Below are 14,519 nucleotides of genomic sequence, written 5' to 3' on the forward strand. Positions count from 1 at the left end.
CCCGCTGGGAACGGGCCCCGACGGCTGCGGCGTGCCCGGATTCCGCCATCCTGCCAGCGATCACTGGCAGAAATGGCAAAATCCGGTTACCGGCGGGTACCCAAAGCACCCCCGGGCGCAATACGCTCACGGCCATGACGGACACGCAGGCCCCGGCCCCCCTCCGCAGCGCCCCGCAGCCCACCAACCCGGTCGCCCCCGCCCCGGCCGGCGCCCGGAGCGCCGCCGACGTGGTGACCCCAGAACTGGTCGCCCGGCTGACCCGCGGAGTGGCCGGCTCCGGCCGCACCGCCAACCACAGCCCCTTCACCGGGGACCGGCTCGCGGAGCTTCCCGAGGCCACCCCCGAGGACGTGGCGAACGCCTTCGCCGCGGCCCGCGCCGCGCAGCCCGCCTGGGCGGCCGTGCCGGTCCGCGCGCGGGCCGCCGTACTGCTGCGCTTCCACGACCTGGTCCTGGCCCGGCAGGCCGAGGTGCTCGACCTGATCCAGCTGGAGACCGGCAAGGCCCGCCTGCACGCCCACGAGGAGGTGCAGGCCGTCTCGATCGCCGCCCGGCACTACGGCCGCAAGGCGCCCTCGTACCTGCGCCCCAAGGGCCACACGGGTGCCATGCCCACCCTCACCAAGGTCACCGAGCTGCGCCAGCCGCGCGGGGTCATCGGCCAGATCGCCCCCTGGAACTACCCCCTCGAGCTGTCCATCGGTGACGCCCTGCCCGCCTTCGTCGCGGGCAACGCCGTCGTGATGAAGCCCGACACCGAGACCGCGCTGACCGCCCTGTGGGCCCGCGACCTGATGATCGAGGCGGGCCTGCCGGCCGAGGTGTTCCAGATCGTCCTCGGCGAGGGCCCGGTCGTCGGCCCCGAGCTGGTCCGGCACGCCGACTACGTTTCGTTCACCGGCTCCACGCGTACCGGCCGCGAGGTGGCCCAGGGCGCGGCCGCCCGCCTGGTCGGCGTCTCCCTCGAACTCGGCGGCAAGAACGCCATGCTCGTCCTGCGCGACGCCGACGTGGAGAAGGCCGCCGCCGGCGCCGTCCGCGCCTGCTTCTCCTCCGCGGGCCAGCTGTGCATCTCCATCGAGCGGCTGTACGTCCACGCCTCGATCGCCGACGAGTTCGTCGCCCGGTTCGCCGCCCGGACGAAGGCCATGCGCCTCGGCTCCTCCCTCGCCTACGGCGCGGACATGGGCTCCCTGGCCGGCGAACGCCAGCTGGCGGCCGTACAGCGCCACGTGGACGACGCCGTGGCCAAGGGCGCCACCCTCGTCACCGGCGGCGTCGCCCGCCCCGACATCGGCCCGCTGTTCTACGAGCCGACCATCCTCGACGGCGTCGAGACCGCGATGGCGGTGTGCGGGGAGGAGACCTTCGGCCCGGTCGTCTCCATCTACCGCTTCACCGACGAGGACGAGGTCATCGAGGAGGCCAACGGCACCTCCTACGGCCTGAACTCCAGCGTGTGGACGAAGGACGCCCGCCGCGGCCACGCCGTCTCGGCCCGCCTGCGCACCGGCACCGTCAACATCAACGAGGGGTACGCCCCGGCCTACGGCAGTGCCCAGGCGCCCATGGGCGGCATGAAGGAATCCGGCCTCGGCCGCCGCCACGGCTCCGAGGGCATCCTCAAGTACACCGAGGCCCAGACCGTCGCCCACCAGCGGCTGCTGCCGATGGCGCCCTCGTTCGGGATGGACGACGAGAAGTACGCGGCGTTCATGACCCGCAGCCTCAAGGTCATGAAGGCCTTCCGGCTCCGCTAGTCCGCGGGCCTGCCCGTCGCAGGCCCGCCAGTCCGCAGGCCCGCCAGTCCGCAGGTCCGTTGCGCAGCAGGTCCGTTCCGCTTGGGTCCGTTTGGGAGGCACCGCAGTGTCGTACGACTACGACCACGCTTACGACTACGACGTCATAGTCATCGGATCGGGCTTCGGAGGAGCGGTCTCGGCGCTGCGGCTCACCGAGAAGGGGTACCGGGTCGGCGTCCTGGAGGCGGGACGCCGGTTCACCCGCGCGACCCTGCCGAAGAACAGCTGGGACCTGCGCAACTACCTGTGGGCCCCGGCCCTGGGCCTGTACGGGATCCAGCGCATCCACCTCCTCGGCAACGTGATGGTGCTCGCGGGCGCCGGGGTCGGCGGCGGCTCCCTCAACTACGCCAACACCCTCTACGTGCCCCCCACCGCGTTCTTCGAGGACCGGCAGTGGGCGTCCATCACGGACTGGCAGGACGAGCTCGCCCCCTACTACGACCAGGCCAAGCGGATGCTGGGGGTCAGGCTCAACCCGACGACGACCCCCTCCGACGTCCACCTCAAGGCGGCCGCCGCCAAGATGGGCGTCGCCGACTCCTTCCACATGGCCCCGGTCGGCGTCTTCTTCGGGGACGGCGCCGATGCCGAGGGCCAGGGCAAGGTCCGCCCCGGTGACGAGGTCGCCGACCCCTACTTCGGCGGCGCCGGCCCCGCCCGCAAGGCATGCACCGAGTGCGGCGAGTGCATGACCGGCTGCCGGCACGGCGCGAAGAACACCCTGAACGAGAACTACCTGCACCTCGCGGAGCGGGCCGGGGCCGTCATCCACCCCATGACCACGGTCACCGCCCTCTCCGACCACCCCGACGGCGGCTACCGCGTCCGCACCGTCCCCACCGAGGGCCGCCGCCGCGCCGAGCCCAAGGTGCTGCGCGCCCGCTACGTGGTCGTCGCCGCGGGCACGTACGGAACCCAGACCCTCCTGCACACGATGAAGGACCTCGGCGAGCTGCCCCGCCTCTCGGACCGGCTCGGCGATCTGACCCGGACCAACTCCGAAGGCCTCGTAGGAGCGCAGACCGATGACCGCCGCTACCGCAAGCGGCACGGAAAGGACAAGCGGGCGGACTTCACGCGGGGCGTGGCCATCACCTCCTCGGTGCACCCCAACGCCGACACGCACATCGAGCCGGTGCGCTACGGCAAGGGCTCCAACGCGATGGGGTTCATGACCATCCTCCAGGTGCCGTACTCCACCCACCGGGTCCGCGCCTGGTTCGGGCGCACCGCCCGCCACCCCGTGCAGCTGCTGCGCTCGCTGTCCAACCGGCGCTGGTCGGAGCGGACCATCATCGGTCTCGTCATGCAGTCCCTCGACAACTCCCTGACCACCTACCGCAAGCCCGGCGGCATAGGGAAAGGGCTGCTCACCGCCCGGCAGGGCCACGGAGCGCCCAACCCCGTACAGATCGCCGAGGCCACGCGGGCGGCGACCCTGCTGGCGGAGGAGATCAACGGGTTCCCGGGCAGCAACATCGGCGAGCTGATGGGCACCCCGCTGACGGCGCACTTCCTCGGCGGCTGCCCGATCGGCGCCTCGCCCGAGGAGGGCGTGGTCGACCCGTACCACCGGCTCTACGGGCACCCGGGCATCTCGGTGGTGGACGGCTCGGCGGTCTCCGCGAACCTCGGGGTCAACCCGTCGCTGACGATCACCGCACAGGCGGAACGGGCGATGTCCTACTGGCCGAACAACGGCGAGCGCGATCCGCGTCCGGAGCAGGGGGCGGCCTACACCCGCCTGACGGCCGTGGAACCGGTCCGCCCGGCGGTGCCGAAGGAGGCCTTCGGGGCGCTCCGCCTGCCGTTCCTGGCGGTACCGGAGGTTCCGCCGCGCACGGCGTCCCCCGCCGAATAGCCGCAAGCGCCGCATGCCCGCCGAATGACTTCGGCGGGCACCGCACTCCCCCTCCGAGCGCGGTACCCGCCGAACTACATGGAAGACATCCGCCCGGCCCGGATGGTTGTAGCGGAAACCGCCGACGGTGGTGTGGTGTGCGTCACACGGTCAACAGGGCAACCGAGGAGGGCCTTCGCGTGTCAGGACCGGCATGAGAAAGCACATCTCCCTGCTGGCGGCAGCCGGCCTGGTGGCCGTCGGCCTGGCCGCCACCCCCGCGTACGCCGCGGATCCGGTGTTCACGCTCGTCAGCCCGGCGGAGATCGGCCTGCACCCGCACCCCGGGCAGAGCGGCCGGCCGCAGAAGACCACGGTCGACTTCCGTGTCGAGAACGAGACCGGGAAGGGCTTCGGCGAGCAGAGCACCTACACGATCGACCTGAGCGCCCTCAAGGGCATCGCCGACGTGACGATCGGCGGGGAGACGTCCGCGGACTGCACCCTCACCGCGGCGGCGGTCACCTGCAAGGACTGGGCGATCTGGGAGCACGGGACCGAGGTCGTGTCCCTGGACCTCGCCGCCGCCAAGGGCAGCGCCGTCGGCACGGTCGTCGACCTGACGATGACCGGCGCGGCGCAGGGTGCCACCTTCAAGCCGACCACGACCAAGGTCAAGGTCGGCGGCCCGGACCTGGTGATGGAAGAGGCCAAGCTGAAGCAGAAGCTCGTTCCGGGCGAAACCCAGCCGCTCCCGATCGTCTTCGGCAACACGGGCACCGAGTCCGTCGACGGCGTGGCGCTGGAACTGCAGACCACGCACGGCATGGGCCTGGTCGAGGAGTACGACAACTGCGCCTACAGCGAGGACGACAGCGAGGGCCAGCCCTGGAACGTGGGCTGGGGCACTACGGTCTGCACCTTCGACAACGAGATCAAGCCGGGCGAGATCTGGGAGATCGCCGGCGCGCTCACCCTCGAGGCCCGTCCGCACGCCTTCATGGACGAGGTGCTCTACGGGGTGCACGAGGCCGGCTCCCAGCCGAAGTCCACGCAGAAGTTCAGCACGCCCCGCACGGGCAAGAAGCTGGGCCTCAAGGTGCGCTCGGCCAAGGCCGCTCCGCGGGCGGTCGACCTGGACCCGTGGAACAACCAGCACGAGTTCGGCTTCCAGGTGAAGAACACCGCCGACCTGGTGGCCACCTCCACCTTCCTGAAGGGCAAGGCGGGCGAGACGGTCAAGGCCGAGCTCGGCTTCCGCAACCAGGGCCCGGCATGGGTCGCCTACCTCCGCTCCGGTGAGAACGTGGCCCTGACGGACATCGTGATCCCGGCCGGCGCGAAGGTCACCAAGGTGCCGAAGTCCTGCAGGGCCGTCACGGCCTCGGGGGACTACCGCGAGCAGCAGCTGGGCGCCCCGCGCTACATGTGCCCCACCTCGCACGTCATCGGGGAGAAGCAGAAGTACGCGTACCCGTTCGAGCTGAAGATCGAGAAGGTGATCGCGGACGCCACCGGCTCCGTCTCGGTCGGCGGCTGGTCCCCGGAGGGCACCGCGCCGGCGAGCTGGGACGCGAAGCACGCCAACAACAAGGCCGCCTTCGTGATCAACGGCACGGGCGTCGCCCCCACGCCGACCCCGTCCCCGACCGCCCCCGGCCCGAAGCCGACGGCCTCCACGAGCCCGTCGCCCACGCCGGGTGCGAGCACCACTCCGAGCCCGGGCGCCAGTTCCGGCAACGGCAAGACCCCGAACGGCGGCCTCGCCGACACCGGCGCCACCGCCGGACCGGTCCTGATCGCCGGTGCGGCGCTCGTGGCCGCCGGTGGCGCGGTGTTCCTGGTGTTCCGCCGCAGGGCCACCGGCCGCGCGTAACGGCGTAGGGAAACAGAAGAACGGCCGGTCCGGGGCGTCCCCCGGGCCGGCCGTCCTTGTGTGGTGACCGGGCTGCTGTCCCCTGCCGTCCGGTCACGTGAAGGAGCGAGGTCCCACGACGCACACCCCGCAGGGGGTGCGTCTCATCGCTCCAGCGAGCCACGCGTGGTGCTGCGGTCCCGCACCTGGCTGGCACGGTCATCCGCATCAACGAAGGGCCGTGGGGGCGGTCACGGTCCGGACGGGTGACGAACAGGCGTGACGGGTGACGAACAGGCGTCACGGGCAACCGCGGCGAGCTCAGACCCGGCCGCGGCACAGCTCCAGCAAGGTCATCGCGAGCGAGGTGCCCGGCTTGCCGAGGGCGTCGCTCCAGTGGGTCAGGACCTCCATCTCCCGCGACAGGTGCACCCGGCGCCCGCCCGAGCCGATCCGGGCCTCCTGGATGACGGTCGAGACGGCCATCCGTTCCTGGATCAGGCCGATGATCCGGTCGTCGATGGCGTCGATCCGCTCGCGGGAGCCGGCGATCAGCTGCTCGGGGGTGGTGGCGGGAGCGGTGACGGTGGCGGTGGCGATCGTGCTCATGGTCGGTCTCCTGTGGTGTGGGTGGGGAGGGAGGGTCCGACCGGAGCGGGAAACGCAGAGCGCCCCGGTCCTGTCGGACCGGGGCGCTCTGGGAAGTCAGTGGCTCAAGCGAGCATCACGATGACCCATGGCGACCGGACCGGCCGGTGCCATAGGTAAAGAGGAAGCTCAGCTGCTTGCGCATGGAGGGATTATGACCCTCTGTCCCGCTCCGTGCCAAGCCGGTTCGGACGGTGAGACGAAGAGGGGTATCCGTCCCCCGTTAGAATCGACAAAACAACCCCCTCTTTCCGCCGGAAGGCCTGCCCCGTGCCAGAAGCCACCTTCGCCACCCACGACAGCGCCCCGGACACGGTTCTCGTCGTCGACTTCGGCGCCCAGTACGCGCAGCTCATCGCTCGCCGCGTCCGCGAGGCACGGGTCTACTCCGAGGTCGTGCCCAGCACGATGCCCGTGGCCGAAATGCTCGCCAAGAACCCGAAGGCGATCATCCTCTCCGGCGGCCCGTCCTCCGTGTACGAGGAGGGCGCCCCCCAGCTCGACGGCGCGATCTTCGAGGCCGGCGTCCCCGTCTTCGGCATGTGCTACGGCTTCCAGCTCATGGCCGTCACCCTCGGCGGCACCGTCGACAACACCGGCTCGCGCGAGTACGGCCGTACTCCGCTGGCCGTCTCCAAGGCCGGATCCACCCTCTTCGAGGGCACCCCCGAGAACCAGTCGGTGTGGATGTCCCACGGCGACGCCTGCTCCGCCGCTCCCGAGGGCTTCACCGTCACCGCGTCCACCGACGTCGTCCCGGTCGCGGCCTTCGAGAACGACGAGAAGAAGCTCTACGGCGTGCAGTACCACCCCGAGGTGATGCACTCCACGCACGGCCAGCAGATCCTGGAGCACTTCCTCTACCGCGGCGCCGGCCTGCAGCCCACCTGGACCCCCGGCAACATCGTCGAGGAGCAGGTCGCCCTCATCCGCGAGCAGGTCGGCGACAAGCGCGCCATCTGCGGCCTGTCCGGCGGCGTGGACTCCGCGGTCGCCGCGGCCCTCGTCCAGAAGGCCATCGGCTCGCAGCTCACCTGCGTCTACGTGGACCACGGTCTGATGCGCAAGGGCGAGACCGAGCAGGTCGAGAAGGACTTCGTCGCCGCCACCGGCGTGCAGCTGAAGGTCGTCGACGCGCAGGAGCGCTTCCTGAACGCGCTGGCCGGAGTCTCCGACCCGGAGACCAAGCGCAAGATCATCGGGCGCGAGTTCATCCGCGTCTTCGAGGCTGCCCAGCTGGAGATCCTCCAGGAGGACGGCCCGGCGGTCGCCTTCCTGGTCCAGGGCACCCTGTACCCGGACGTCGTCGAGTCCGGCGGCGGCACCGGCACCGCCAACATCAAGTCCCACCACAACGTGGGCGGGCTCCCCGACGACATCGAGTTCGAGCTCGTCGAGCCGCTGCGCCAGCTGTTCAAGGACGAGGTCCGGATGGTCGGCCAGGAGCTCGGCCTGCCCGCCGAGATCGTCCAGCGCCAGCCGTTCCCCGGCCCCGGCCTCGGCATCCGCATCGTCGGCGAGGTCACCAAGGAGCGCCTGGACCTGCTCCGCGAGGCCGACGCCATCGCCCGCCACGAGCTCACGGCGGCCGGCCTGGACCGCGAGATCTGGCAGTGCCCGGTCGTCCTGCTGGCCGATGTCCGCAGCGTCGGCGTCCAGGGCGACGGCCGTACGTACGGCCACCCGATCGTGCTGCGCCCCGTCTCCTCCGAGGACGCGATGACCGCGGACTGGACGCGCATGCCGTACGAGGTGCTCGCGCGGATCTCCACCCGCATCACCAACGAGGTGCCGGACGTCAACCGTGTCGTCCTGGACTGCACGAGCAAGCCCCCGGGCACCATCGAGTGGGAGTAGTCCCCACTCGCCCGCCCGGGCGCAGTCGTACGTGACGAGGCCGCCGCTCCCGCGCAGGGAGCGGCGGCCTCGCCGCGTGTATGGCCTCTTCGGCCGGTCGCCGGTACTTTGCGCCGCGACCTTGAAGGAGGGGCCATGACCGAGCGACCCGCACCCGCACCTGCACCCGTGCCCGTCGAGCGGCTGGGCTTCGAGATGCCGCCGGTGTTCGCCACCGCCGGGGAGGAGCGCGCCCACCGCAAGGAGCGGCTCGCCGGGGCGCTGCGGCTGCTGGGGCGGCTCGGGTACGAGGACGGGGTGGGCGGGCACGTCAGCGCCCGGGACCCGGAGTTCGAGGACTGCTACTGGGTGAACCCCTTCGGCCGGGCCTTCGCCGCGATCGGCCCCGACGACCTGCTGCTCGTCGACGGGGAGGGGCGGGTCCGCCAGGGGGAGCGCAGGGTCAACCAGCTGGCCTTCGCGGTGCACGCGGCCGTCCACCGGGCCCGGCCCGCCGTGGTGGCCGTCGTCCGCACGCAGGCCCCGTACGGCAGGGCGCTCGCCGCGCTCGGCGAACTGCTCGCCCCCGTCACCCAGGAGGCCTGCGCCTTCTACGAGGACCACGCACTGCTCGACGAGTACGCGGGTGACGGGGACGGCGAGCGGATCGCGGGTGCGCTCGGCCCCTACAAGGCGCTGGTCCTGCGGAACCTCGGGCTGCTGACGGTCGGCGACTCGGTGGAGGCGGCCGCCTGGTGGTTCATCGCGGCGGAACGGGCCGCGCAGGTGCAGCTGATCGCGCGGGCGGCCGGGAAAGCGGTGCTCATCAGCCATCACAGCGCGCTCGCGACCCGGGAGCGGTTCGGGTCGGATCTGGCGGCGTGGGTGAACTGTCAGCCGCTGCTGGAGGCCGCGGATGCGGGTGCGTCAACATCATGAACGGTTAATCACCTGCTCTGACATCGTGCGCAATCCGGAACACTGCCGCAGTGGTGCACAATTCGCTGGCACTGCACCGTAGTTCAGAGAGGCGGCACGTTCGTGGCTGTCCAAGAGATGTCCAGAAGCACCCATACCGCGGCCTGTGCCTGCGAGGACTGCACACGAGAGGGGCACCGCCGCGCGGTCGCAGCGTTCCTGGAGAAGCGCGACGAGTTCGCCTCGGGGCAAGGGGTGCCGGCCGCCGTGGCCCACTCGCTGGGTGCCTCCCGGCAATGGGTCTCCGACGAGCTGACCCTGTCGGCCCGGACGGTCGCCGACCGGGGCCGGGAGGCGGGCAGCTCCTGGCTCTACCTGTTCTCCCGGCGGGCCGTCCTCGCCGTGTGGATCGCCGCGGGGGTGCTGCTCCTGGTCCAGGTCGGCACCGCGCTCGGCACCGGCTGGTCCACGACGCGCACCGCCGGGCTGCTGGCCGCGCTCGCCCTGGCCGCCCTGCTGACGGTGGCGGCCCGCGCGCAGACGCTCCGGGGCGGTCTGCTGGCCCCGCTGGTCGGCGAGGACAACCGGCTGTCCACCTCGAAGACGGTACCGAGCGCCTGGCTGGTGCTCACCGCCTTCGCGACGCTGCTGCCCGCTCTGCGGCTCGCGGCCTCCTCGCCGGGACCCGAGCGCCAGGCCCTGTACGCGGGACTCGCGCTCGACCGGGCGCTGCCGCTGCTGGCGGTGCTCGGGCTGACCTCGGGGGTCGCGGTGCTGGTGCGCCGGGTGGTCTCCGTACGGATCATGGGGCAGCGGCTGCAGAAGCTGCCGGCGGACCGCCCGACCGGGGCGGACCTGCTGACGGACGACGCGGGCCGGGGCTCCTTCCCGGACGCCCAGTACGTCCTGGTCTCCACGGTGGTGCTGGCCTTCGCGGGGGTCTCGCTGGCCCGGTTCCCGGACCGGCTGCCGGCGCTGCCATGGGCGCTGGCGCTGCTGGTGGCGCTGTCGGCGGCCGTGTACCTGGCGGCGAAGTACGCGGAGGGAAGCCGCCCGCTGGTCCTGTCGGTGGTGCGCAGACGCGAGCCCGGGGATCTGGACGCGGCGATCCGCCCCGGCGACGACATCGAGATCCGCGGCGTGGGCTTCGTCCCGCCGGGGGCGCAGACGCCGGAGATGCTGGCCCGGCTGGTGGTCCGGGTGGGTGCGGTCCATGTGCACGTACCGCTGGTCCCGGTGGCGGGCGGCTTCACCAACCCGTCCGACGCCGTACTGACCGTGCCCGTCCCGGCCGAAGTGGAGCCGGGGCGGATCGAGATCCAGGTCGTCACCGCCGCGGGGGTGGAATCAAACCGGTGCACCATCGACGTGGCGGAGTGAAGCGGGTACACATAGCGCGTGACCCGAACTGACGTCCCCTCCGGCGCCCCTGACGCTCCTACCGGCCTGAGTCGCCTGCGTGACCTGCGCGAGCTCGCCTCCCGGCACGCGCTCCTGCCCCTGCGGATCTTCCTCGGCGTGACCTTCGTCTACGCCGGCCTGGACAAGCTGACCGACTCGGCGTTCCTCAGGGCCAGCGGCAGCGGCTCCATCGGCGAACTGATGAACGGGGTGCGCGACACCTCGGCGATCCCGGCCCTGGTGGACCTGGCGCTGAAGGCGCCCGTCGGTTTCGCCGTGGCCCTGGCCGTCGGGGAACTCCTGGTCGGCCTGGGGGTCCTGGCCGGGCTGCTGACCCGGATCGCGGCCGTCGGCGGGGCCCTGATCTCGCTCAGCCTCTGGCTCACCGTGTCCTGGGCGGTGACCCCCTACTACTACGGCAACGACCTGATCTACCTCATGGCCTGGACCCCGCTGATCCTCGCGGGGGCGCCCTACCTCTCGCTGGACTCGGTGATGCCCTCGCGCCGGTCGCGGCGCACGGCGTAGGTCACCAGCCCGGCGACGGCGGCGAAGGCGAGACCGCCCGCCGTCATCATCAGGACGAAGAACCAGGGCGGATCGGCCTCACCCGCCGCGCCGAGGAGATAGAGCACCCCGGCCGCCATCAGGACCAGTCCCGCGATCAGCCGTCCCGGCTGGAACTCATGACGCCGCACGGGTCACCTCCACCTGTCCCACACCCGCGCTGAGGTGCAGCTCGATCGTGCCGCCTGCCGTGGTGCCCGAGTCGGGGGGCAGCGTCGCCCTCCGTGTCTCGTCCTGGCTCTGTATGCGTACGTCCTCGCCGGTGTCGCCGGGCATCTGGATGTCGCCCAGCCTGATCGTCGCCACCGTCTTCGCGGTGACCTCCCTCGGGAGGATCACCCGCAGCCGGCCCGCGTCGATGGAGGCGCGAACGGGCACGGTGGTGCCCTTGGGCACGTCCACGTGGCTGAGGTCCAAGGTGGCGAGCCCGGTACCCGCCTCGTACACCGGCGCCACCTCGGCCACCGCGGTCGGATGCCAGTCCACGACGCGCCAGTCGGTACTGATGTCCTTGGGCAGCGCGACCGACCCGGCCAGCAGGACGGCCGTGATCACCGAGAGCAGGATGGTGCCGAAGCCCGTGCGGCCCTTGACCGAGCTCACCGCGAGCCCCAGGCCGAAGACGGCGAGGGCGGCGGCGAAGCCGACCTGCAGGGCGTGGCTCAGGGTGCTGCCCTCCCAGACCGCGGCGGTGGCGATGCTCCCGGCCAGCGCGGCCAGTACGAACACCCGGCCGCCGATGCCGCCGCGGCGCTCCCAGGGGAGGCGCTCCCCGGACGGCGGAGCCGCCGCCGGGCCGCCGGGGACGACCCCGGCCGAGTCCTCGGGTCCCCACAGGTACCCCGTCGAGCCGACCGGCCCCGTGGTCCCGTCCTTGACCAGCGGATCCCGCCACCAGGACGGGCCCCCGGGCGCGGGCGGCGCCTGGGTCTCGGGAGGCGCCGGACTGTGCGCGGTGCGGTGCCCGGTGCGGGTGGCCGCCGGGTACACGAACTCGGCGCCCGCCCCGGCCTTCTCCTCGGGAGCCGCGCCGGGCCCGCTCCGCCGCCGCTGCGACCAGTACGCCGCGGCGCCCAGCGCCAGGACGGCCAGGACGGAGAAGACCGCCAGCCCGCCGTTGTCCAGCATCGACAGGAACAGGGCGCAGCCCACCAGTGCGGCGAAGACCGCCGCCAGCGTCGAGCCCTCGACCCGGCCGGTCAGCAGCTTCTTCGCCTCGCTGTCCTCCTCGCCCTCCTGGGGCAGCAGCAGCCACGCGAAGCCGTAGAAGATCAGGCCGACGCCGCCGGTGACGGCGAGGACACCGAGCACGATCCGGAAGATCACCGGGTCGAGACCGAAGTACCGGCCCAGACCGCCGCACACGCCCGCGAGCACCTTGTCGCGCTTGCCGCGGCGCAGGGGAGGGCGCTCGGCGAGCGGGGAAGCGGAGCCGGCGCTCGCGCCGGCCGCACTCCTGCCGGCTCCTGCGTCCGGCGGCGGGGAATCGTGTACTTCGGTCATGCGTACATGGTGACGGTCCGCCGCCGCCGCGGGCATCCGGATCTACCCTGGCGCAACCCTGATATCCCCCCGAGAGAACTGGGGGGCTGCCCTGATGCCACGGCCGCCGCGAGCGTGTGACCATCGGTGACATGCCCGTAGCAGCCGCCCCACGCACGCCGTACGCACCGGACTCCGACGAAACGCCGCAGCGCAAGCTCTACCGCAGCGCCGACGGCCGGATGCTCGGCGGAGTCGCGCGCGGCCTCGCCGGGCACCTGGGCCTGCCCGTCGTCTGGGTCCGGCTCACCTTCCTCGGCCTGTTCATGTGGGGCGACGGCCTCGGCATGCTGCTCTATGCCGCGTTCTGGGTCTTCGTACCGCTCGGCATCGGAGGCCGCAGCGGCCACCGCTCCTACTTCGACACCCTCCCCGACGGCACCCGCCGGCTGCGCAAGCCCGAGCGGGGCCAGATCCTCGCCCTGATCGCGCTGTGCGTCGGCGCGGGCATCTTCATCTCCCAGGTCCAGGTCGGCGGCAGCTCCGGACGGTACGTGTGGCCGACCCTGCTCGTCGGAGCCGGCGTGGTCCTCGTCTGGCGCCAGGCCGACAACGCCCGCCGCGCCCACTGGAACGCCGCCGCCGGCCGGCACGCCCGGCTGCTGCAGGCCGCCCGCGCCCTCGCGGGCGTCGCCCTGGTCGGCGTGGGCCTGACCGTCTTCATAGTGGTCCGCGGCTCCGCCGCCCAGCTGGGCAACGTACTGACCGCCACCCTCGCCGTCCTCGTCGGCGTCGCCCTCCTGGCGGGACCCTGGCTGATCCGGATGACCCAGGACCTCTCCGAAGAGCGGCTGATGCGCATCCGCGCCCAGGAGCGCGCCGAGGTGGCCGCCCACGTCCACGACTCCGTGCTGCACACCCTCACCCTGATCCAGCGCAACGCCGAGGACGTCGGGGAGGTGCGCCGTCTTGCCCGCGCCCAGGAGCGGGAGCTGCGCAACTGGCTGTACAAGCCCGAGGGCACCGGCAAGGACGAGGGCGAGGAGCCCACGACGCTCGCCGAGGCCGTGAAGAAGACGGCCGCCGAGGTGGAGGACCACCACGGGGTCCAGATCGAGGTGGTCGTCGTCGGCGACTGCCCCCTCGACGACAAGCTGGCCGCACAGATGCAGGCCGCGCGCGAGGCGATGGTCAATGCCGCCAAGTACGGTGGCGACGGCGGCCCCGTCCAGGTGTACGCCGAGGTGGAGGGCCAGACGGTGTTCGTGTCCGTACGGGACCGCGGACCCGGCTTCGACATCGACGCGGTACCGGACGACCGGATGGGCGTACGAGAATCGATCATCGGCCGGATGCAGCGCAACGGCGGGACCGCTCGACTGCGGTCCGCGCCCGACGGCGGCACGGAAGTCGAGCTGGAGATGGAGAGGGCGGCGAAGGCAGCATGACCGAGGACAGCGCGAGCACCGGCGGCGTGACCAGGAGGGTCCGGGTGGTGCTCGTCGACGACCACCGGATGTTCCGCACCGGGGTGCAGGCCGAGATCGGCGAGACCGAGCGGACCGGGGTCGAGGTCGTCGGCGAGGCCGCCGACGTGGACCAGGCCGTCACCGTCATCACCGCCACCCGACCCGAGGTGGTGCTCCTCGACGTGCACCTGCCCGGTGGCGGCGGCGTCGAGGTGCTGCGCCGCTGCGCCCCGCTGATGGGCGCCGTCGAGGACCCGGTACGGTTCCTGGCCCTGTCGGTGTCGGACGCGGCCGAGGACGTCATCGGGGTCATCCGGGGCGGCGCCCGCGGCTACGTCACCAAGACGATCACGGGCACCGACCTGGTGGACTCGGTCTTCCGCGTCCAGGACGGGGACGCGGTGTTCTCGCCGCGCCTCGCGGGCTTCGTGCTCGACGCCTTCGCCTCGACGGACGCGCCGCCGGTCGACGAGGACCTCGACCGGCTCACCCAGCGCGAGCGCGAGGTGCTGCGGCTCATCGCGCGCGGGTACGCGTACAAGGAGATCGCCAAGCAGCTGTTCATCTCGGTCAAGACCGTGGAATCGCACGTCTCGGCGGTGCTGCGCAAGCTCCAGCTCTCCAACCGCCACGAGCTCACCCGCTGGGCGACGGCCCGCCGGCTGATCTGACCCCGGTCGCCTGAGCCCCGGTCG

Annotated in this window: 12 protein-coding genes; 9 read left to right on the plus strand and 3 right to left on the minus strand. The window is 72.2% G+C overall.

Translation table 11 applies throughout. From position 1 onward, the window contains the following. Positions 1 to 134 precede the first annotated feature (134 nt). From ACFWBW_RS24250 to ACFWBW_RS24260, 3 genes are all read left to right on the plus strand, one after another. Positions 135 to 1,763 carry a succinic semialdehyde dehydrogenase gene (locus ACFWBW_RS24250; protein ID WP_385375857.1) on the plus strand — a complete coding sequence of 543 codons (1,629 nt, stop codon included), beginning with the start codon at positions 135 to 137 and terminating at the stop codon, positions 1,761 to 1,763. 106 nt (positions 1,764 to 1,869) lie between these two features. After that, on the plus strand, positions 1,870 to 3,669 hold the full coding sequence (locus ACFWBW_RS24255; protein ID WP_385375859.1) for a GMC oxidoreductase: 1,800 nt from the start codon (positions 1,870 to 1,872) through the stop codon (positions 3,667 to 3,669). Positions 3,670 to 3,862: 193 nt separating this feature from the next. Beyond that, positions 3,863 to 5,524, plus strand: a complete 1,662-nt coding sequence (locus ACFWBW_RS24260) for a peptidase (protein ID WP_385375862.1) — start codon at positions 3,863 to 3,865, stop codon at positions 5,522 to 5,524. A gap of 300 nt (positions 5,525 to 5,824) precedes the next feature. On the opposite strand, the gene ACFWBW_RS24265 is transcribed toward ACFWBW_RS24260, so the two are convergent. Beyond that, positions 5,825 to 6,112, minus strand: a complete 288-nt coding sequence (locus ACFWBW_RS24265; RefSeq protein WP_385375865.1) for a chorismate mutase — start codon at positions 6,110 to 6,112, stop codon at positions 5,825 to 5,827. Positions 6,113 to 6,421: 309 nt separating this feature from the next. Between ACFWBW_RS24265 and guaA the strand changes: the two genes are divergently transcribed. The 4 genes from guaA to ACFWBW_RS24285 all read left to right on the plus strand — a co-directional run bounded on the left by guaA (position 6,422) and on the right by ACFWBW_RS24285 (position 10,834). After that, a complete protein-coding gene (gene guaA, locus ACFWBW_RS24270; protein ID WP_266905358.1) occupies positions 6,422 to 8,008 on the plus strand; it encodes a glutamine-hydrolyzing GMP synthase in 1,587 nt (528 codons plus the stop codon). A gap of 135 nt (positions 8,009 to 8,143) precedes the next feature. After that, positions 8,144 to 8,926, plus strand: a complete 783-nt coding sequence (locus ACFWBW_RS24275; protein ID WP_385375868.1) for a class II aldolase/adducin family protein — start codon at positions 8,144 to 8,146, stop codon at positions 8,924 to 8,926. A gap of 102 nt (positions 8,927 to 9,028) precedes the next feature. Further along, entirely contained in the window at positions 9,029 to 10,285 is a 1,257-nt protein-coding gene (locus ACFWBW_RS24280) for a hypothetical protein (RefSeq protein WP_385375871.1), read from the plus strand. 18 nt (positions 10,286 to 10,303) lie between these two features. Then, positions 10,304 to 10,834: a DoxX family protein gene (locus tag ACFWBW_RS24285; RefSeq protein WP_385375874.1), complete on the plus strand. Its 531-nt coding sequence runs from the start codon at positions 10,304 to 10,306 to the stop codon at positions 10,832 to 10,834. Here the strand turns inward: ACFWBW_RS24285 and ACFWBW_RS24290 are convergent. Both ACFWBW_RS24290 and ACFWBW_RS24295 read right to left on the minus strand, forming a co-directional pair. Beyond that, positions 10,780 to 11,004 (minus strand): hypothetical protein, encoded by a 225-nt coding sequence (locus ACFWBW_RS24290; protein WP_385375877.1) that lies wholly within the window; start codon positions 11,002 to 11,004, stop codon positions 10,780 to 10,782. The genes ACFWBW_RS24285 and ACFWBW_RS24290 overlap by 55 nt on opposite strands. Next, positions 10,991 to 12,376 carry a PspC domain-containing protein gene (locus tag ACFWBW_RS24295; RefSeq protein WP_385375880.1) on the minus strand — a complete coding sequence of 462 codons (1,386 nt, stop codon included), beginning with the start codon at positions 12,374 to 12,376 and terminating at the stop codon, positions 10,991 to 10,993. The genes ACFWBW_RS24290 and ACFWBW_RS24295 overlap by 14 nt, the downstream gene beginning before the upstream one ends. Before the next feature lie 131 nt (positions 12,377 to 12,507). Between ACFWBW_RS24295 and ACFWBW_RS24300 the strand changes: the two genes are divergently transcribed. Beyond that, on the plus strand, positions 12,508 to 13,803 hold the full coding sequence (locus ACFWBW_RS24300; RefSeq protein ID WP_385375883.1) for a PspC domain-containing protein: 1,296 nt from the start codon (positions 12,508 to 12,510) through the stop codon (positions 13,801 to 13,803). Then, complete coding sequence (locus ACFWBW_RS24305) at positions 13,800 to 14,495, plus strand: response regulator transcription factor (protein ID WP_243333471.1); 696 nt, start codon at positions 13,800 to 13,802, stop codon at positions 14,493 to 14,495. Before ACFWBW_RS24300 ends, ACFWBW_RS24305 begins: the two co-directional genes overlap by 4 nt. The last annotated feature ends 24 nt before the right edge of the window (positions 14,496 to 14,519 follow it).

This window comes from Streptomyces sp. NPDC059957 (assembly GCF_042730015.1).
Lineage (GTDB): Bacteria > Actinomycetota > Actinomycetes > Streptomycetales > Streptomycetaceae > Streptomyces.